Source organism: Actinoplanes sp. NBC_00393 (genome assembly GCF_036053395.1).
In the GTDB taxonomy this organism is placed as follows: domain Bacteria; phylum Actinomycetota; class Actinomycetes; order Mycobacteriales; family Micromonosporaceae; genus Actinoplanes.
The window spans coordinates 8,864,708-8,883,195 of record NZ_CP107942.1 but is presented as its reverse complement, the minus strand read 5'-3'; the positions used below and the strand labels follow the sequence as shown (position 1 = coordinate 8,883,195).

The 18,488-nt window shown below is 69.8% G+C and carries 18 protein-coding genes; 7 read left to right on the top strand and 11 right to left on the bottom strand.

The annotated features are described in order from the left end of the window. Positions 1–6: 6 nt before the first annotated feature. Both OHA21_RS41135 and OHA21_RS41130 read right to left on the bottom strand, forming a co-directional pair. Positions 7–1,197 (bottom strand): MFS transporter, encoded by a 1,191-nt coding sequence (locus OHA21_RS41135; RefSeq protein ID WP_328464568.1) that lies wholly within the window; start codon positions 1,195–1,197, stop codon positions 7–9. Between the two features lie 85 nt (positions 1,198–1,282). After that, positions 1,283–3,304, bottom strand: coding sequence for a hypothetical protein (locus tag OHA21_RS41130; RefSeq protein WP_328464566.1), 2,022 nt, complete (start codon positions 3,302–3,304; stop codon positions 1,283–1,285). Between the two features lie 159 nt (positions 3,305–3,463). On the opposite strand from OHA21_RS41130, the gene OHA21_RS41125 reads away from it, so the two are divergent. After that, positions 3,464–4,315: a 1,4-dihydroxy-6-naphthoate synthase gene (locus OHA21_RS41125; RefSeq protein ID WP_328464564.1), complete on the top strand. Its 852-nt coding sequence runs from the start codon at positions 3,464–3,466 to the stop codon at positions 4,313–4,315. A gap of 4 nt (positions 4,316–4,319) precedes the next feature. On the opposite strand, the gene OHA21_RS41120 is transcribed toward OHA21_RS41125, so the two are convergent. From OHA21_RS41120 to OHA21_RS41110, 3 genes are read right to left on the bottom strand one after another with little or no spacing between them, the layout of a single operon-like run. Next, positions 4,320–4,706, bottom strand: a complete 387-nt coding sequence (locus OHA21_RS41120) for a cold-shock protein (protein WP_328464562.1) — start codon at positions 4,704–4,706, stop codon at positions 4,320–4,322. A 46-nt stretch (positions 4,707–4,752) separates the two neighbouring features. Continuing rightward, on the bottom strand, positions 4,753–5,379 hold the full coding sequence (locus OHA21_RS41115; protein WP_328464560.1) for an HAD family hydrolase: 627 nt from the start codon (positions 5,377–5,379) through the stop codon (positions 4,753–4,755). After that, entirely contained in the window at positions 5,376–5,579 is a 204-nt protein-coding gene (locus OHA21_RS41110) for a hypothetical protein (protein ID WP_328464558.1), read from the bottom strand. The genes OHA21_RS41115 and OHA21_RS41110 overlap by 4 nt, the downstream gene beginning before the upstream one ends. Positions 5,580–5,658: 79 nt before the next feature. Here OHA21_RS41110 and OHA21_RS41105 point away from each other — a divergent pair, with 79 nt between their 5' ends. Together OHA21_RS41105 and OHA21_RS41100 are read left to right on the top strand one after the other, a co-directional pair. Continuing rightward, positions 5,659–8,049, top strand: a complete 2,391-nt coding sequence (locus OHA21_RS41105; RefSeq protein ID WP_328464556.1) for a helicase-associated domain-containing protein — start codon at positions 5,659–5,661, stop codon at positions 8,047–8,049. Between the two features lie 146 nt (positions 8,050–8,195). Next, positions 8,196–9,857, top strand: a complete 1,662-nt coding sequence (locus OHA21_RS41100; protein ID WP_328464554.1) for a DNA repair helicase XPB — start codon at positions 8,196–8,198, stop codon at positions 9,855–9,857. Here OHA21_RS41100 and OHA21_RS41095 read toward each other — a convergent pair. The 4 genes from OHA21_RS41095 to ligD (OHA21_RS41080) all read right to left on the bottom strand — a co-directional run bounded on the left by OHA21_RS41095 (position 9,840) and on the right by ligD (OHA21_RS41080) (position 13,443). Beyond that, a complete protein-coding gene (locus OHA21_RS41095; RefSeq protein ID WP_328464552.1) occupies positions 9,840–10,559 on the bottom strand; it encodes a GntR family transcriptional regulator in 720 nt (239 codons plus the stop codon). The two genes, OHA21_RS41100 and OHA21_RS41095, sit on opposite strands and share 18 nt — an antisense overlap. Before the next feature lie 68 nt (positions 10,560–10,627). After that, the gene (locus OHA21_RS41090; RefSeq protein WP_328464550.1) at positions 10,628–11,515 is read right to left on the bottom strand and encodes an Ig-like domain-containing protein; all 888 of its coding nucleotides are present in this window, start codon (positions 11,513–11,515) and stop codon (positions 10,628–10,630) included. 49 nt (positions 11,516–11,564) lie between these two features. Beyond that, positions 11,565–12,503, bottom strand: coding sequence for a non-homologous end-joining DNA ligase (gene ligD / locus OHA21_RS41085; protein ID WP_328464548.1), 939 nt, complete (start codon positions 12,501–12,503; stop codon positions 11,565–11,567). Continuing rightward, positions 12,496–13,443 (bottom strand): non-homologous end-joining DNA ligase, encoded by a 948-nt coding sequence (ligD, locus tag OHA21_RS41080; RefSeq protein WP_328464546.1) that lies wholly within the window; start codon positions 13,441–13,443, stop codon positions 12,496–12,498. The genes ligD (OHA21_RS41085) and ligD (OHA21_RS41080) overlap by 8 nt, the downstream gene beginning before the upstream one ends. Positions 13,444–13,531: 88 nt before the next feature. Between ligD (OHA21_RS41080) and ku the strand changes: the two genes are divergently transcribed. From ku to OHA21_RS41065, 3 genes are read left to right on the top strand one after another with little or no spacing between them, the layout of a single operon-like run. Then, on the top strand, positions 13,532–14,479 hold the full coding sequence (gene ku, locus OHA21_RS41075) for a non-homologous end joining protein Ku (RefSeq protein WP_328464544.1): 948 nt from the start codon (positions 13,532–13,534) through the stop codon (positions 14,477–14,479). Positions 14,480–14,492: 13 nt separating this feature from the next. Beyond that, complete coding sequence (locus tag OHA21_RS41070) at positions 14,493–14,981, top strand: NUDIX domain-containing protein (protein WP_328464542.1); 489 nt, start codon at positions 14,493–14,495, stop codon at positions 14,979–14,981. 49 nt (positions 14,982–15,030) lie between these two features. After that, positions 15,031–16,335 (top strand): MFS transporter, encoded by a 1,305-nt coding sequence (locus OHA21_RS41065; protein ID WP_328464540.1) that lies wholly within the window; start codon positions 15,031–15,033, stop codon positions 16,333–16,335. Positions 16,336–16,473: 138 nt separating this feature from the next. On the opposite strand, the gene OHA21_RS41060 is transcribed toward OHA21_RS41065, so the two are convergent. Together OHA21_RS41060 and OHA21_RS41055 are read right to left on the bottom strand one after the other, a co-directional pair. Continuing rightward, positions 16,474–17,025, bottom strand: coding sequence for a type 1 glutamine amidotransferase domain-containing protein (locus OHA21_RS41060; protein ID WP_328464538.1), 552 nt, complete (start codon positions 17,023–17,025; stop codon positions 16,474–16,476). A gap of 42 nt (positions 17,026–17,067) precedes the next feature. Then, positions 17,068–17,526, bottom strand: a complete 459-nt coding sequence (locus OHA21_RS41055) for a DUF2231 domain-containing protein (RefSeq protein ID WP_328464536.1) — start codon at positions 17,524–17,526, stop codon at positions 17,068–17,070. Positions 17,527–17,921: 395 nt separating this feature from the next. Between OHA21_RS41055 and OHA21_RS41050 the strand changes: the two genes are divergently transcribed. Further along, positions 17,922–18,359, top strand: coding sequence for a DUF6232 family protein (locus OHA21_RS41050; RefSeq protein ID WP_328464534.1), 438 nt, complete (start codon positions 17,922–17,924; stop codon positions 18,357–18,359). The last annotated feature ends 129 nt before the right edge of the window (positions 18,360–18,488 follow it).

Genomic DNA, 18,488 nt, shown 5'->3' with positions numbered 1-18,488 from the left:
GTCCTTTCAGTACAGTGCCCGCAGGCGGGGCAGGGCAGCCAGCGCCGCCAGCGCGAAGGCGGCGGTGAGCAGGTAGAGGGTCTGGTATCCGCCGAGCGCGGTGACGATCGGCGCGGCGAGCACCGGCGCGAGCAGCTGCGGGAGCGTGCCGGCGATGTTGGCGACGCCGAGCATGGTGGCCCGGGTCTCGGCATCCGGCAGGACGTGCGTGATCACCGCCATGTCGACCGCGATGTACGCCCCCCAGCCGGCCCCGACCAGCACCGACGCCGCGATGACCACCGGCACGACCGGGATCAGCGCCATCAGCACCGTGCCGGCCGCGAGGAGGACCGCCGCGACCGCCACGAAGACCTTGCGCTTCTCCCAGCGGTCCGACAGCACTCCCCCGGCGAACCCGACCACGCCCGCGACCAGCACGTTCACCACGGTCACGATCAGCACCCAGAGCGCCGCGTCGCCGACACCGACCCGGTCCGACAGGTAGTAGAAGAGGTAGACCAGGACCAGGGCGTTGACCAGGTTCAGCAGGAAGCGGATCAGCCAGGCCCAGGCGAACTGGCCGCCCGGCCGCATCAGTACGGCCCAGTGGATCCGCCGTCTCTCGACTGCGGCGACGGGCTCGTCCCGGTGGATGATCAGCAACGCGGCGCCGAGCGCCGGCACCGCTATCGCCACCGCGACGTACCCCGGCGCGCCCTGCCCGACCGCGACCGCGACGGCCGTGCCGAGTACCACGCCGACGATCTGGGCCACCCCGAACAGCGCGCCGACCGTGCCGCGTTGCTGCTCCGGCACCCGGTCGCCGATCATCGCGGCCAGCGCCGCGAGCGGCCCGTTCAACCCGGCCTGGACCAGCACCCAGCCGAGCACCATGCCCGGCGTGGAGTCGGCCCCGGCGAGGATGAGCAACCCGGCGACGCCGACCACGGTGCCGGCAATGAAGATCGGCAGCCGCCGGGACCCGATCCGGTCGGAGAGCGCACCCCAGAGCGGGTTGGCCACCATGGACACTGCCGCGCCCCATGCGGTGACCAGCGCAAGCAGCGCCTCCTTGCCGCCCTCGCCGGCGAGACGTGCCGCCTGCTCCGGAAGCAGGATCTGGATCGGGCCGAACCAGCCCGCCGCCACCCCGACCATGGCCAGGCCATAGGCGGTCATCCAGCGGCGACGGACCGGTGCTTCGACGAGCGTCATGCTGTGTCTGCCTTCGGCATGCCCTCGTGGCCCTCGCCTGCGAGGCCATAGCGCACTGCGGCTGGGTGCCGCTCGGTGCAGTCGGTCATGCCGCCCGGGCCCTCTCCCACATCACCGTGTAGGCCTCGGCCCCGTTGAGCAGGTGCTTGCGCAGTTGCGCGGCGTCCGAACCGGACTGGTTGAGCAGGTCGACGATCCAGTCGGCGTAGAGGCCGTACTGGGCGACGCCGTCGGTGTTCAGGTCGAACGTCCGCGAGCCGTAGACGTGCCTGTTCACCGTGGTCCCGTTGGTCGCGGTGAACGGGTAGGTGAGCGGACTGGATCCGGCGTTCTGCCGGGGAGCGGCCTGCGGGCCGAGCCCGTTCACGTCGGTGCCCACCCCGTACCCGGTGATCTTCGAACCGTTGGCCAGACCCTTGTTGGCCCGCCACTCCTCCAGGAAGGTGGGCGTGTCCTGGCCGTCGGGGGTCGCCGAGAAGGCATAGCCGGCGAGGAAGCCGCCGACCCCGAGGAGCCGGTTCATGATGGTCGGGTCGGACCAGCTGTGCACCGAGGTGACGCCCGGGTAGCCGGCCTGCTCGGCCATGTCGAGCACCGCGGTCGCGGTCTTCACGCTCATGTGGTCCAGGTGGATGATCATGCCGCGGTCCATCATCTTCTGGATCAGGTACTTGCCGAGGTCGGTGAGCCCGCGGACGTTGCAGATCTTGCCGCTCGGGTAGACCGGCAGGACGGTCCCGGCCGGCAGGCCGACGCCGAGTTGCAGCAGCTTGGCGATGTCGTCACTGACCAGCGGCTGCTCGTTGTCGGACGGTCCGGTGCAGCTGGTCGCCTGCCACCAGTGGCCGGTGGAGATCAGGTTGCCGACGTTCACCGCCGCGCCGGTGACGCCCTCGTCGAACCGGGTGCCGCCGAACGCGTTGTCGAACTTGTGCACCGGGTAGATGCCACTGACACCCATGCTCGCCAGCTCGTCGAGCCCGCGGTCGATGTCGGCGGTGGTGCACTGCGGCACGTCCTTGATCTCCCGGCAGCCGAAGATCTCGGAGTTCTCCACGCCGATGGTCACCGCGAGTTTGCCCTGGGCGGCGATCTGGCGTACCTGCGCAGGGGTGGTGGCCAGCCGGAACCAGCCCTTGCCGGGCCCGCCGCTGCGTGCGTCCACATAGTCCTGCATCTTGCGCAGGTAGGTCGCCTGCGCACGGATCTGGTCCATCTCGTCGCAGGAGGTGTGCTGGAGGGTGAGGCCGCAGATCACCCGGTTCGCCACCAGGAGGGCGTTGTGCACCCGCTGGCCGGACCGCCACGCGCGCTCGATGCTGCGGAAGTAGGACGCCTCGTGCAGCATCGTGTCGTGCTGCGGCCAGTCACTGAAGGTCGGCCAGCCGTCCTCGGCCGAGTCGATCGGGTCGGTGCCCGCGATGATCGCCTCGAGCAGGGCGCCCCAGCCGAGCGTGGCGTGTGAGGGGCACCCCTTCAGCGCCACGGTCACGCCGCCCGGCGCGTACGCCTCACCGCAGTGCATCGACCCGCCGAACGCTTCTGCAGCGGTGATGTGCGAGTGCGCGTCGATCCAGCCGACCAGCTTGCCGTTGGCGTCCACTCCCGGGGCCGGGGTGCCGCTCACACCGGTCGCGATGTCCGGGTTCGCGGCGCAGCCACTGGCCGGTGCGAGCGCGTACGTCGCATTCCCCGCCCCGAGCCCGCCCAGGTAGACGCCCATCTGCTGGCCGGTGGCGGTGGAGACGAACTTGTAGCGGCCGTCGGCGACGGTGGCCGTCCAGTCCGCCCGGTCGCCGTAGTCGGCGCCGGCCCAGACCCAGCCGACCACGCTCTGGTAGATCGGGGCGCCGGTGGAGTCCCGGATCGCGTACCGGCCGAGCTGGGTCGCCTCGAACCGGAACTTCTCGGCGCGTGCCGAGTTGCTCGTGTACCCGTACCCGACGCTGTCCTTGAAGACGTAACCGTTGGAAGCCTGGAGGGTGACACATGCACCTTCCAGATCATTCGCAGACGTCCAGGCCGCGGCCATGGCGGCGGGCGCGGGCAGCCCACCGATGAGGCCGAGCACCAGGACGCCCGCGACGAGCGTGCGTAGTCGCGCCACGGGACACCCCCTTTGATCGATCAAGTGATCCAACAAACGGAGTGTAAGAAGCGTCACACCAGAGATCCAGACACAAAGATGAATCTTTTTCCAGGATGCACCGCGAGGTGTGGGGAGCTAGACAGAGCGATCCCCGGCGTGCCGGGCTAGCGTGAGACCGTGGCGCTTTCCCTGGCGGTCTCCCCCTGCCCGAACGACACCTTCGTCTTCCACGCGCTGATCCACGGGCTGGTGCCCGGCGCGCCGCCGGTCGATCTGACCTTCGCGGATGTGGACGTGACGAACACGGCTGCGGAGAACGGCGCGTTCGACCTGGTCAAGGTGAGTTACGCGGCGCTGCCGTGGCTGCTCGACGACTACGAGCTGCTGCCCTGCGGCGGTGCGCTCGGCCGGGGCTGCGGGCCGCTGGTGCTGAGCCGGGAGCCGCGGGATCTGACCGGTGCGACCGTGGCCGTCCCCGGTGACCGCACCACGGCGTACCTGTTGTTCCGCCTCTGGGCGGCCGGCCAGCCGCCGGCCCGGATCGAGGTGGTCCCGTTCCACCAGATCATGCCGGGCGTCGCCGACGGGCGGTACGACGCCGGTCTGGTCATCCACGAGGCCCGCTTCACCTACCAGCGCTACGGCCTGACCGCCCTCGCCGACCTCGGCGAGTGGTGGGAGAAGGACACCGGCCTGCCGATCCCGCTCGGCGCCATCCTGGCGAAGAAGGGCACCGTCGACCCGGCCGCGGCCACCGAGTGGATCCGCGAGTCGCTGCGCCAGGGCTGGCTCGACCCGACCGCCAGCCAGGAGTTCATCCTCGCGAACGCGCAGGAGATGGAGCCCGCGGTGGTGAAGCAGCACATCGAGCTGTACGTCAACGAATTCACCCTCGACCTGGGCGAAGACGGACTCGCCGCCGCGCACGCCCTGCTGGGACGCGCCGCGGCGGCGGGTCTGACACCTCCGGTCGATTGCCGGTTACAAGGCAATCGACGCGGAGCGAAGCGGAGCCGGCAAGCTCAGTGAAGCTCTAGATCTCGAACTCGCGGGCGACCGCGTGGACGAGCTGCGCGATCTTCTGCGCGGTCTTCTTGTCGGGGTAGCGGCCGCGCTGCAACGCCGGCTGCACCTGGCTCTCCAGCACCTTGATCATGTCTTCGATCATGCTGGCCAGCTCGTCCGCCGGGCGGCGGCGCAACTCGGCCAGTGACGGCGGAGCGTCCAGCAGTTTCACGCCGAGCGCCTGGGCGCCCTTACGGCTGTCCACGACGCCGAACTCGATCCGCTGACCGTTCTTCAGCTCGGTGACCCCCGCCGGCAGCGCGCCCTTGGGCAGGAACACGTCACCGCCCTCATCGCTGGTGACGAACCCGAATCCCTTCGTAGCGTCGTACCACTTCACTCGACCCGTGGGCACCGCTGACCTCAACTTCACTCAATGGACACAACTGCTCACGGCAAGGCTATCCAGACGTTGGCCGGGACCCAACCGCAATCTCACCCAGCAGTGCGGGGAACCCCGTGAGATCCGGCAGAACGTACGACGCTCCGGCGTCCAGAAGGTCCTGCTCGGAGCACGGACCGGTGGTCACCCCGATGCCCGGGATCCCGGCGGTACGAGCGGCCACCATGTCTGCCACGTGGTCTCCCACGTACCACCGCACACCGTGTTCCACCAGCGCGGTCGCCTTGCCCTCGGCGAACAGGTCGCCGGCCAGCTCGTCGGCGTGCATGCCCAGGTGGTCGAGGTGCAGATGGGCCAGCCGGCCGAGTTTCGAGGTCACCACGACGGTACGCAGACCGGCCGCCCGAACCGCGTCCAGCGCCTCGACGGCGCCGGGGGTCGGCACGGTCGGCCGGATCGCGTACTCCGGGTAGAGCGCCCGGTAGGTGACGACGGCTTCCTCGATCTCCTCGGCCGGGAACCAGTACCCCAGCTCGGTTCGCAGCGGCGGGCCGAGCCGGGTCACCGCGAGGTCGGCGTCGACATGCACACCCGTCCGGTCGGTGAGCGCCCGATAGGCCGCCGCGATCCCCGGCCGGGAGTCGATCAAGGTCATGTCCAGGTCGAACCCGACCGCAGGCGTCATTCCTGGGTGAAGGTCGGCGTGTAGGTCAGGCGGTCCACCGGCAGCGGGAAGGTGATGTCGTCACCGAACGGGGACGGAGCAGCGGCCCGATCGGAGATCAGCTCGGAGACGTGCATCTGGCCCTTCATGTCCACGCCACGCGGGCTGCTCTTCGCGCTGACAGACACCTGGGTGCCCGGCATCTTGGCCTTTGACGCCACGTTCGCTCCTCCTCGCCATAGCGGTCCGGCCACGCCCGGACCCACCACCATCGTCCCATGAACGTTAGCGTTGAAGACGATGGCCACCACATTCGCCGATCAACTCCGGTCGCTGCCCGACGAGGCGTTGGGCGCGCTGATACAGCTGCGCCCTGATCTGGTCGTCCCGGTGCCGGCCGACATCTCGGCACTAGCCGTACGCGCCCAGTCCCGTAACTCGGTCGCCCGCTGCCTGGACGGCCTGGACGAGTTCACCCTGCTGATCCTGGACGCGGCCCGCCTCAGCCGGGCCGCCGACACCGCGCTGACCTCGGTCGACGCGATCCTCGAGCTCACCTCGGAGGTGTCCGCCGACGACGTCCGGGTGGCGATCGACCGTCTCCGGGTCCGCTTCCTGCTGCACGGCCCGCCGGAGGCGCTGCAGGTCGTCGGCGCGGTCGACGAGGTCACGTCGCCCTACCCGGCCGGCCTCGGCCGCCCCGCCGACTATCTCGATCCGCAGGCCGCCGTGCTCTGCGCGGACCCGGCCAAGCTGCGCCGCACCATCCTCGCCGCGCCCGCCGGCGCCCGCGCGGTCCTCGACCGGCTGGCCGCGGGTCCCCCGATCGGGGCACTGAACCGGGAGGCGGTGGCCGAGCCCATCCGCTGGCTGGTCGACGAGCACGTCCTGGTCCCGGTCTCGGAGGCCGGCCGGGCCCCGCGCCCGGACGGCGAGCTGGTCGAGCTGCCCCGCGAGGTGGGCATGCTGCTGCGCCGCGACACCGGCCCGCTCGGCCCGCTGCGCCCGTTCCCGCCGATCCCGGAGGCCACGGTCCGCGACCGCAAGGCCGCCGACTCGGCCGGCGCCGGGCAGGCGATGGAGGCGGTACGCGCCACCGAGGCGATCCTCGAGGCCCTGGCCGCCGAGGCCGCCCCGGTCCTGCGCGCCGGCGGCCTGGGCGTCCGCGACCTGAAGCGGCTGGCCCGCGCCGCCGGGGTGGACGAGGCCGGCGCCGCCCTGCTGGTCGAGACGGCGTACACGGCCGGCCTGCTCGGCGAGTCCGAGGTGAGCGCGGGCCGCTCCGCCACCGGGGCCGCGCAGGACGTCTTCCTGCCCACCGGGGCGTACGACCTGTGGCGCGCCTCCAGCGTCGCGCACCGCTGGACCGCGCTGACCCGGGCCTGGCTGATGATGACCCGGCAGACCGGCCTGATCGGCCGCCGCGACGACCGGGACCGCCCGATCAACGCGCTCGCACCGGACGCCGAGCGGGCCGGTGCGCCGCAGGCCCGCCGGGAGGCGCTGAACGCGCTGGCCGACCTGGAGCCGGGCGCCGCCCCGTCCGTCGACGACCTGATGGCGTTGCTGGCCTGGCAGGCGCCACGGCGGGCCCGCGGCCGGGAGATGGCCCACCGGGATGCGTACGCCGGAGCGGTCCTCCTCGGCATCACCGGGCTGGGAGCGCTCACCTCGTACGCCCGGTTGTTGCTGGCCGGGCCCGACCCGGACGAGGGTGACCCGCTGGGGGTGCATCCGGAGGATGCCCCGCCCGACGCCGTCCGCGCGCTGGACCACCTGCTGCCCGTGCCGGTCGATCATTTCCTGGTCCAGGCCGACCTCACCGTGGTCGTGCCCGGCCCGCCGGAGCCGGAGCTCGGCGCCGAGCTGGACGACGTGGCGGAGCCGGAGTCGGCGGGTGGCGCAAGCGTGTTCCGGGTGACGCCGGCGAGTGTGCGGCGCGCGCTGGACGTCGGCTATAGCGCCGATGACCTGCACCGGCTCTTCCGCCGCCGGTCCCGCACGCCGGTGCCGCAGACGCTGACCTACCTGATCGACGACACCGCCCGTAAGCACGGCGGGTTGCGCAGCGGCTCGGCCGGCTCCTACCTGCGCAGCGACGACGAGGCGCTGCTCACCGAGGTGCTGGCGGACAAGCGGCTGAGCACCGTGGACCTGCGCCGGATCGCACCGACGGTGCTGGTCAGCCCGCGCCCGGTGGCACGGTTGCTGGGCGCGCTGCGGGAGGCAGGGTACGCCCCGGTCGCCGAGGACGTCGGCGGCGCGACCATGCTGTCCCGGCCGAAGGCTCGGCGCGCGCCTACGCGTACCCCGAGAATCGCCGAACCACCGGGACCGCCGATGTTGGCCGGCCCCCGTCTGGCCGGCGTGGTGGAACAGCTGCGGCGCGGTGACATCGCCACCCGGGCCGCACGTCGCGCGCCGGTCACCGTGCGCGCCGCGCACGGCCAGGCCGGGCCGGGCCTGACCGCGGTACAGCAGCATTCGCAGGCCATGGCGGTGCTTCAGCAGGCCGTGCGGGACAAGGCCAAGGTCTGGGTGGGGTACGTGGACTCGCACGGCGCCACGCTCTCCCGGCTGGTCCGCCCGGTGTCGCTGAGCGCCGGTTACCTGCGTGCGGAGGACGAGCGTGGCGAGTCGCTGCACACCTTCGCCCTGCACCGGATCACCGCCGCGGTGACCGAGGAATAGGTTTTTGCCGGGTCGTGCACCCCCGTTGTGGCACGACCCGGCCTCCTATACACGCCCCGGCGACCGGAAATGTTGCATCCGATTTCCGTGGCAGACTGGATGGTCGGCCTTTTCGGCCTGACCAGACGAAGGCGAAGGGTGTACGCGTGAGCGGCGGACCACTGATCGTGCAGTCGGACAAGACCCTGCTCCTGGAGGTGGACCATCCGGACGCGCATGCCTGCCGGATGGCGATCGCGCCGTTCGCGGAGCTGGAGCGGTCGCCGGAGCACGTCCACACGTACAGGTTGACCCCACTGGGCCTGTGGAACTCGCGGGCCGCCGGGCACGACGCGGAGAGCGTGGTCGACGCGCTGATCAAGTTCTCCCGCTATCCGGTGCCGCACGCGCTGCTGGTCGACGTCGCCGAGACGATGGACCGCTACGGCCGGTTGCAGCTGCTCAACGACCCGGTGCACGGCCTGGTCCTGCGCGGCCTCGACAAGATCGTGCTGATCGAGGTGGCGAAGTCGAAGAAGCTGGCCGGGATGCTCGGCGCCCGGATCGACGACGAGACGATCGCGGTGCACGGCTCCGAGCGTGGCCGGCTGAAGCAGGCCCTGCTCAAGCTCGGCTGGCCGGCCGAGGACCTGGCCGGTTACGTCGACGGTGAGGCCCACGCAATCGAGCTGAAGCAGGACGGCTGGACGCTGCGGTCGTACCAGCAGGAGGCCGTGGACGGCTTCTGGGCCGGTGGTTCCGGCGTCGTGGTGCTGCCCTGCGGCGCCGGTAAGACGCTGGTCGGCGCCGCGGCCATGGCGACGGCGAAAGCGACGACGCTGATCCTGGTGACCAACACCGTCGCGGGCCGGCAGTGGAAGCGGGAGCTGCTCGCCCGGACCACGCTCACCGAGGAGGAGATCGGGGAGTACAGCGGCGAGCGCAAGGAGATCCGCCCGGTCACCATCGCGACGTACCAGGTGCTCACCTCCCGTCGCGGCGGCGCCTTCACCCACCTGGACCTGTTCGGCGCCCGCGACTGGGGCCTGGTCGTCTACGACGAGGTGCACCTGCTGCCCGCGCCGATCTTCCGCTTCACCGCGGACCTGCAGGCCCGGCGCCGGCTCGGCCTGACCGCCACCCTGGTACGCGAGGACGGCCGGGAAGGCGACGTCTTCTCGCTGATCGGCCCGAAACGCTACGACGCCCCGTGGAAGGACATCGAGGCACAGGGCTGGATCGCCCCGGCCGAGTGCGTCGAGGTCCGGGTCACCCTCACCGACGCCGAACGCATGTCGTACGCGGTGGCCGAAGCCGAGGAACGCTACCGGATGGCGGCCACCGCACGGACCAAACTGCCGGTGGTCAAGGCCCTGGTCGAGAAGCACCCGGACGAGCAGGTGCTGGTCATCGGCGGCTTCCTGGACCAGCTGCACCAGCTGGGCGAATATCTGGACGCCCCGATCGTCGAGGGCTCCACCACGAACAAGGAGCGGGAGCGGCTCTTCGACGCGTTCCGCGACGGATCACTGCGGACGCTGGTGCTGTCGAAGGTCGGCAACTTCTCCATCGATCTGCCCGAGGCAGCGGTGGCGATCCAGGTCTCCGGTACCTTCGGCTCCCGCCAGGAGGAGGCACAGCGTCTCGGCCGGGTCCTGCGGCCCAAGGGTGACGGCCGGCAGGCGCACTTCTACACGGTCGTCTCCCGGGACACCATCGACACCGAGTACGCGGCGCACCGCCAGCGCTTCCTCGCCGAGCAGGGCTACGCATACACCATCGTCGACGCCGACGATGTTCTCGGCCCGCCGCTACCGCAGGTCGACTGAGCGGCCCCACTGCAGGGAGAGGCGGGTCGCGGCCCGCTCCGCTCGGATCTCCAGGAGATCGCCGAGGATGACCGCCCGGTCGACGACCACCGGGCGGCCGTCCAGGGCGTACGTGGTGCGCTCGCTGACGAAGATCGGGCTGCCCACCGGCCGTTCCAGATGGGCAGCGACGGACTCGTCGAGCAGCCCCGGGACGATCCGTTCGGAGGCGCGCACGATCGTCACGCCGGCCTCGGCGAGCGCGGCGTACAGCGACTTCGTGCTGAAGTCCGCGCTGCTCACTGCATCCGCGTGGGGCGATGGGACCCAGGACGTCTGGTGGATCGCCGGCTGCCCGCCGAGGCGGCGCAGACGGGTCAGGCGCAGGCCGGGCTCGGGCACCGACTCCACCGCGGCGGCCAGCACCTCGGTGGACACCTCGTGGCCCTGCTCGCGCAGGTCGTCGACGAAGCTGCGCAGGGTGTCCACCCGGTAAGCGGCCTGAGCCGGTGCGACGTACGTCCCGCGGCCCGGCTGCTGCACGATCAGGCCGTCGTCGCGCAGCTCCTGGAGGGCCTGGCGCAGGGTCATCAGCGTCACGCCGTATCGCGTACTGAGCTCCCGCTGCGGCGGCAGCGCGTCGCCCGGCCGATACTCCCCGTCCCGGATCCGGCCGGCCAGGTCGACGGCGATCCGTCGGTAGGCGGGCACCCGCTCAGCCATGCTTCTCCCGTCGCCGCCTGCTGACCGACCCAGTCTGGCCCATCAGCAAGCGGCGACCCGCGATCGGGTCAGCGGTGCCAGGTGCGCACGCTGGTCGCGGTCACGTTCCCGAGCCGGTCGTACGCCCGGAGCCGCACCTTGATCGTCTTCCCGTACTTCTTGGTGTTGATCGAGAACTGGTAGGCCGACTTCACGTCCCTGGCCACCACCTTGCCGTTGATCAGCAGCTCGACCCGGGCGACCCCGGCCGCGTCGCTCGCCGTCGCGGTGACCTTGACGGTGCCCTTGACCTTGGCCTTGTTCTTCGGAGCCTTGGTCACCGTGAGCTTCGGCCCGGTGTTGTCGGCGACGAGGCTCTGGTAGACCACCGCCTGGTTGCCCCAGGCGTCGTAGACCCACCAGCCGAGCCGGTACCGGCCGTCGTCGTAGATCGGGAACTTCGCCGTCCACGGCGCGGCACGCAGCGGCTTCGCCAGGTTGCTCTCGGGTATGACGTACATGTCCCGGGAGAGATCGCTGAGGGTGATCGTCGCAGTCACCGGCTTGCCCCGGACCCGGCTGTTGGCCGCCGGCTTGACCGCGGTGAGCTTGGGCGGGGTCGCGTCGACGGTGACCGGGAATTTCGTCACGGTCTGATTGCCCTCGACGTCGGTGGCCCAGAGTTCGATCTCGGCGGTGCGCTGGGTGGCACCGAAGTCGTAGTGCAGGTACCGATCGTGGGAGCGCAACGCGCCGTCGACGAACCAGCTGACCTGGTCGACCCCGGACGGGTCCGAGATGTCGGTCTGCAGGGTCTGAAAACCCTTGCCGATCACGTTCGGCGCCGCCGGCACGCCCCAGCGGATCTGGACGGTCGGGCCCTGCGTGTCGGCTTCGTCTGCCGAGGCCAGAGCCGCGGTCCCGAGGACCAGAGAGATGGAGAACGCCGCGATCGCGGCGCCACGGAGAACGCCCACAGTGGAACCCCCGCTTGAGAAGGATGCGACGGCACTGTATCGGAGTCGATCAAACTGTGGGTACCGCTGGTCCGTGGTGAAGAAGATCGGCGAGCAGGTCACCGTGCTGCTCGGCGCGTTCCAGCACCTCACCGGCCCCGAACTGGCGGGCCGCCATCTCGCCGGTCGCCATCGCGATGACCTCGTCCCAGGTCAGCGGCGCGGAACCGGTCGGCCGTTCGCCCGCCCGCAACGAATACGGCGTCACGGTCGTCTTCGCCGCGTTGTTCTGGCTCCAGTCGATGAAGATCTTGCCGGGGCGAATGGCTTTCGCCATCTTCGCGGTGATCGAGCCGGGCACGAGCGCCGCCAGCTCGTCCGCGACCTTTTTGGCGTACGCCGAGACGACCTCGGCGTTCTGCGTGCCGGAGACGGGGCAGCACAGTTGCATCCCCTTCTTCCCGGACGTCTTGGGGTAGGCGTCGATCCCGTCCTCGGCGAGCCGGTCCCGCATCAGGGTCGCCACCGCGCAGCACTCCTTGAGCCCGGCCGGCGCGCCCGGGTCGAGGTCGACGACCATCAGGTCCGGGTCGGCGCCGATCCGCCACTGCGGGGTGTGCAGCTCGATCGCCGCGAGGTTGGCGAGCCAGACCAGGGTGGGCAGGTCGTCGACGACCACGAAGTCGATGGTTTCCCGGCTCTTCGTCGAGCCGGGCACCGGAAGCGTCTCGAGGCGGACCCAGTCCGGCGTACCCCCCGGCTTGTTCTTCTCGAAGAAGTGGGCGCCCTCGACGCCGTTGGGAAAGCGGATCCGGGTGACCGCCCGGTCGCGCAGGTGCGGCAGCAGCACCGGGGCGATCCTGGTGTAGTAATCGATCACCTCGCCCTTGGTGAATCCGGCCGCCGGATACATCAGCTTGTCGAGGTTGGACACCTCCAGATCGCGACCGTCGACGGTGACGGTGAAGCGCTCCCTCTTCGGTCTTCCGCCGCGGGCCGGCTCAGCCATCGTCGCCCTCCTCCGCGCACTCGTCGGCCGCTTTGTCGTCGCGCAGCCGGAGGAACCGGGGGAACCGCAGTCGCTTGTCCGGCGTGCGGTTGCCGTAGCGGATCTCGGCCACCAGTTCCGGGCGTACCCAGTGCGCCCCGCGGGAATCCTCCCGCGGCACCGCGCCCGGCACGAACGGCGAATCACCGGCCGCCAGCGGCCCCAGCCGGGACAGCAGTTCCTGCTCCGCCGCCGCACCGATCCCACCGCCGACCCGCCCGCGGAACGCCAGCCCGTCCGGTGTCGGCACGCCCACCAGCAGCCCGCCGAGCTTCCGTGCGCCCGGACGCCAGCCGCCGATCACGTAGTCCCCGGTCCGGTCGAACTTCACCTTGACCCAGTCCGGCGAACGCCGCCCCGGCAGATAGACCGAGTCGGTGCGCTTGGCCATCACGCCTTCCAACCGGTTCTCCCGGGCGGCCGCCGCGGTGGCCGGGCCGTCCCCGAACGACGGCGGCACCATCCAACTGCCGCCGCCCAGGTCGAGTTCCTCCAACCGCTCGCGGCGGGCCAGGTAGGGCAGGCCGGTGTAATCCATGCCGTCCAGGAAGAGCAGATCGAAGATCAGGTACGTCACCGGCGCCGTGACCGCCAGCCGGGCCGCCCGGTTCTTGTCGCGGACGTGCATCCGCTCGGCCAGCGCGGTGAACGACGGCCGCCCCTCGGCGTCGAAGACGACCATCTCGCCGTCGAGCAGGGTCCCCTCGGGCAGATGCAGGCCGGCGATCTCCGGGTACGCCGCGGTGACGAGTGCTCCGGAACGCGCGAACAGCTCCGGGGCACCACCGCCGAACAGCGCGAGTACGCGTACGCCGTCCCACTTGAACTCGTAGGTCCAGCCGTCTCCGGTCGGCAACGAGCCCGCCGTGGCGAGCATCGGGGACAGGGGTGGACCCGGCACCCGATCACCATAGGCAGAAGCGTTCACCTTACGCAGGCGTCTCAGTAATGCCATTCTGATCAGGGGTCCTGACACGGAGGGTGCGACCATGCGTGCGATCTGGAAGGGTGCGGTCTCGTTCGGCCTGGTGTCGATCGCCGTGAAGCTGTATTCGGCCACCGAGGAGAAGGACATCCGCTTCCACCAGGTGCACCGCACCGACGGTGGCCGGATCAAGTACCAGCGCACCTGCTCGGTCGATGGCGAGGTGGTCAGCTACGACGACATCGCCAAGGGATACGACATCGGCGGCGGCGAAATGGTGATCTTGACGGATGAGGATTTCGCCGATCTGCCGTTGAGCACGTCCCGCGCGATCGACGTGCTGGAATTCGTCCCGGCCGAACAGATCGATCCGATCCTCTTCGCCAAGGCCTACTACCTCGAGCCCGAGGGTCAGGCCGCCAAGCCGTACGTGCTGCTCCGCGACGCCCTGCGCGACGCCGACCGGGTGGCCATCGTCAAGATCGCGATCCGGCAGCGGGAGCAGCTGGCCACCCTGCGGGTCCGCGACGACGTTCTGGTGCTCAACACGATGATGTGGCCCGACGAGGTGCGTACCCCGGATTTCGGTTTCCTGGACGAGGACATCGAGACCCGCCCGGCCGAGCTGGCCATGGCGAGCTCGCTGATCGACTCGATGGCCGGCAGTTTCAAGGCCGACGACTTCACCGACAACTACCGGGCCGCGCTCCAGGAGGTCATCGACGCCAAGGTCGAGGGCCGCGAGGTGGTCCAGCCGGAGGAGGCCGACGAGGAGCCGGCCGCGGCGATCGACCTGATGGCGGCGCTCAAGGCCTCGGTGGAACGGGCCCGCAAGGCACGCGGCGAGGACGACTCGGACGCCAAGCCGGCGAAGAAGGCGGCGCCGGCCAAGAAGTCGGCTCCCGCCAAGAAGGCCACCGCGGCGAAGAAGACGACCGCCGCCAAATCGACGAAGACCGCTGCCGCGAGCAAAACCACGCCCGCCAAGAGGCCCGCCAAGAAGTCTGCTTGACTAATGTCGTCGTGTGGCGTTGACGTGGGCTGAGTCTTACCTGGGCCGGGTTCGGGCGAGTGTCGGGGACACCGACACGATCTTCTTCGTCGGGGCACGCACCGTCGTGCTCGACGAGCAGGGCCGGTTGCTGCTGATTCAGCGGTCCGACAACCTGCGCTGGGCGATCCCGGCCGGTGCCATGGAGCTCGGCGAGAGCATGGAGGCGTGCGCGGTCCGGGAGCTGTGGGAGGAGACCGGGCTGCGGGCCACCTCGCTCACGCCGTACGCGTTCTACACGGCGTACACCTACACGAATGAGTACCGGCACACGTACCAGCAGGTGCTGATGACGTTCGTGGTGCACTCATGGGAGGGCGAACTGGTCCGGCAGACCGAGGAGAGCGTGGACGCCGGCTTCTTCCCGCTCGACGCCCTGCCCAGCGGCAAGTCCTTCATCATCGACGAGGCGCTGGCCGACCTCGCGACGTTCCGGGAGACCGGCCGGCTCGTCATGAAGTAACCGGGCGAGACGAAAATCCCGATGCGGGTAAGGGTGCCCTCAGGCAGGATTGCCCGACGTGACATCCCGCAGACGCCGGTTCGCGCTGGACCTGACCCCGTTGCGCACGTCCCGGGACTTCCGGCTCGTGTTCATCGGCGGTGTGGTCACGGCCTTCGGCTCGTTCATCAGCTACGTCACCATCCCGTTCCAGGTGGCGAAGCTGACCGACGACCCGCTGATGGTCGGCCTGATCGGCGTCTGTGAGCTCGCCCCACTGCTGATCATGTCGTTCGTCGGCGGTGCGCTCGCCGACTACATCGACCGCCGGCTACTGGTCCGGGGCAGTGAGGCGGCGCTGGCGCTGATCTGCGGCATCCTGCTGTTCAACTCGCTCTCCGAGGAGCCGCACCTCTGGCTGCTCTACGTCGCGGCGTTTCTCACCGCCGCGGTGGCCGGGTTGCAGCGCCCGGCGCTCGACGCGATGATCCCGCGCCTGGTGAAACCGGAGCAGCTGCCGGCCACCATGTCGCTGCAGTCGCTCGGCATGCAGTTCGCCCAGCTCTTCGGCATGCCACTGGCCGGCATCCTGCTCGCCAACTTCGACCTGGCCTGGGTGTACGCGTTCGACCTGATCACCTTCGCCGTCTCGCTGATCTGCCTGAGCCTGGTGCGAGCCGTCCCGCCGCCCCCCGCCGCCGACCGTCCCTCGCTGAAGAGCGTGGTCACCGGCCTGAAGTACGCGAAGTCCCGCCCCGAGCTGCTCGGCACGTACCTGGTGGACATCAACGCGATGTTCTTCGGCATGCCCTCCGCGCTGTACCCGTTCCTCGCCGACAAACTCGGCGGCCCCAGCGTCCTGGGTCTGCTCTACGCGGCGCCCGCCGTCGGTTCGCTGTTGGCCACGGTCGGGTCGGGGTGGACCGCACGGGTCCACCGGCACGGCCTGATGGTCCTGGTCGCCGCCGGACTCTGGGGAGTCGGCATCATCGGTGTCGGCCTGTCCGGCACGCTCTGGCTGACCCTGTTCTGCCTGGCCTTCGCCGGCGCCGCGGACATGATCTCCGGCATCTTCCGGATGATCATTTGGAACCAGACCATCCCCGACCACCTGCGCGGACGTCTGGCCGGGATCGAGATGCTGTCCTACACGACCGGCCCGCTGCTGGGTCAACTCCGGGCCGGCGCCATGGCGCGTACGTCGCTCGGCGTGCCCGGCGCCATCTGGCTGGGCGGTGTCCTCTGCGTGGCCGGCACCGCGGTCCTGGCCGCCGCTCTGCCCAAGCTGGTCCGCTACAACGGCAAGGACGGCATGGCCCTGAAGAAGGCCGCCGACGAGGAGTGGGCCGCCGCGGCCGCCTCCAGGACAAGCTGACCGGGCGAAGCGGGCGGAGCCCGCGAGCCCGGAAGACCCCGTGCTTATGCCCGGCGGCGGCGGGACATGGTTGTGGCGCACGGCCCGGGCCGTGCGCCACAAGACTTCTTCGTAGGCGTACCCCGAAGTGTTTTGATTTTAGGCGGGCTGACGGGCCGCGATGCGTTCGACGACCGCCTCGCAGAAGGCCGGCAGGTCGTCGGGGTTACGGCTGGTGATCAGGCCCTCGTCGACGTAGACGGTCTCGTCCACCCAGGTGGCGCCGGCGTTGACCAGGTCGGTGCGCAGGCTGGGCCAACTCGTCAGCGTGCGGCCGTCGACGACGCCGGCCTCGACCAGCGTCCACGGGCCGTGGCAGATCGCGGCGACCGGTTTGCCCGCGTTGAAGAAGTCGCGGACGAAGCGGACCGCGTCCGAGTCCATGCGCAGGAAGTCGGGGTTCGCGACGCCGCCGGGCAGGACGAGCGCGTCGTATTCGCCCGCGTCGGCCTCCTGCACGCTCTTCTCCACGCGGTACGTGCCGGCCTTGTCCATGTGGTTGACGGCCTGGATCTCACCGGTCTTGATCGAGACGAGTTCCGCCGTTCCACCGGCCGCCTCGACGGCCTTGCGCGGCTCGGTGTACTCGACCTCTTCCACGCCGTCGGTCGCCAGGAAAGCCACGCGCTTCCCCTTGATCGATGCGGTCATCGTGTGTGCTCCTTCCGGATTTCTACCCGGCATTCAACGCCGTCAGTAGTTCCGGTTCCCGGCAGCGGCGCGGGCAAACGCCGGCACGTGACCGGTCGCGATTTTGCCGCCGAACCAGGCGCCGTATCCGGCGACCGCGAGGGCGAGCAATTCGACGAAGAACAATCCGCCGCTCACAACCCGCTCCGGATCACGGACCCGGAGCATCAGGATGACCGTGAAGATCACCAGTACGCCCATGTTGAGCAGGCCTCGCAATACGCCGAGGCGACGCGCGCCGGAATGGCGCACGAACATCACGTCGACGGCACCGGCCAGGGTAGCCAGCACGCCGCCGAACAGGCCGGCAACGAGGTTCCAGTAGGCCAGTGCGCCAAGAATGCTAGGGCCACCCAGCAAGTCCGCCATATCGAACATTACGGCCATAGCGAAGAGACCGAGCGGGAACATCACCAATATCGGCTGCACCGCCTGGCCCGCGACACTCAATCGGCTCTCCATCCGCTTCTCGCCCTCCTACCTGCGGAAATACAGGTTCGTCGCGGTTCCGCAGATGGCCTACCCGGTGCCGTCGAGCCCGAAACGCGACCTCGCGGGTAAGACCGGTCACCTGCGGCCTGACCTAGGAGCTTGTACGCAGTCTGCAACATGGCAGATTGAGTGGTGGCGGTCAGCAGGGTGGCGTGCTCTACTAACGGTAGAGCAACAAAAGGGCGGAGTTGGAGGGAGAGACAAACAACGGCACCCGGCGGCAAACGGGTGCCGTTGTCCGCCTCTGGCGGCTCCCGGCTTCACTGTCTCCGGTCGTTGCCGCTCGAGCGAGGCGGGGTGGTCTCTCGCGCCAATGGTGGCCCGCTCTTCTCCTCCTCGCAAGGAAAAGTGAAGAGGAGTTCGCCATGCGCACACGCACCTATTACGACGCGGCCGACGCCATGGTGACCAACGACCAGTTCGTCTGGCACACCGCCTCAGGGCGTTTGGTTTTTCACGTTCAGCATCTGCGCAATGTCGGCCGGGTTCAGGCGCCGGCGCGCGTGCGCCCCTTCGCTCCGGCTCTCGCCGGATGCACCCTGTTCGCCGCGGTCGCCGGCTGGACCCTGCTCGCCGACCCGGCTCTGTACGTCGTCGCCTTTCTGGCGCTCGCCACACCCGCTGTAGCCGCCACCTGGCGGCAGCCCCGGCACTGGGAGCTGCACGCGCAGCACCGGGGCGAGGCTGTGGTGCTCTTCTCGTCAGCCGATGAGCGTGTCTTCAACCAAGTGAGCCGCGCTCTGCGCCGGGCCATGGAGGACGCCCGAGGCACCCCGTTCCGCATTCCGCAAGCCGCCGTCTGACCTGCTCATACGCGAAGACCTCTCGGGTGAAGTCTCTATTCGATCAAAACCACTACCTTGCACCTGTCGTTCTGATAGGACAGTAATCTAAGATGTCGGCGACCTCGCTGCCTGCCAACTAGCAGTCAG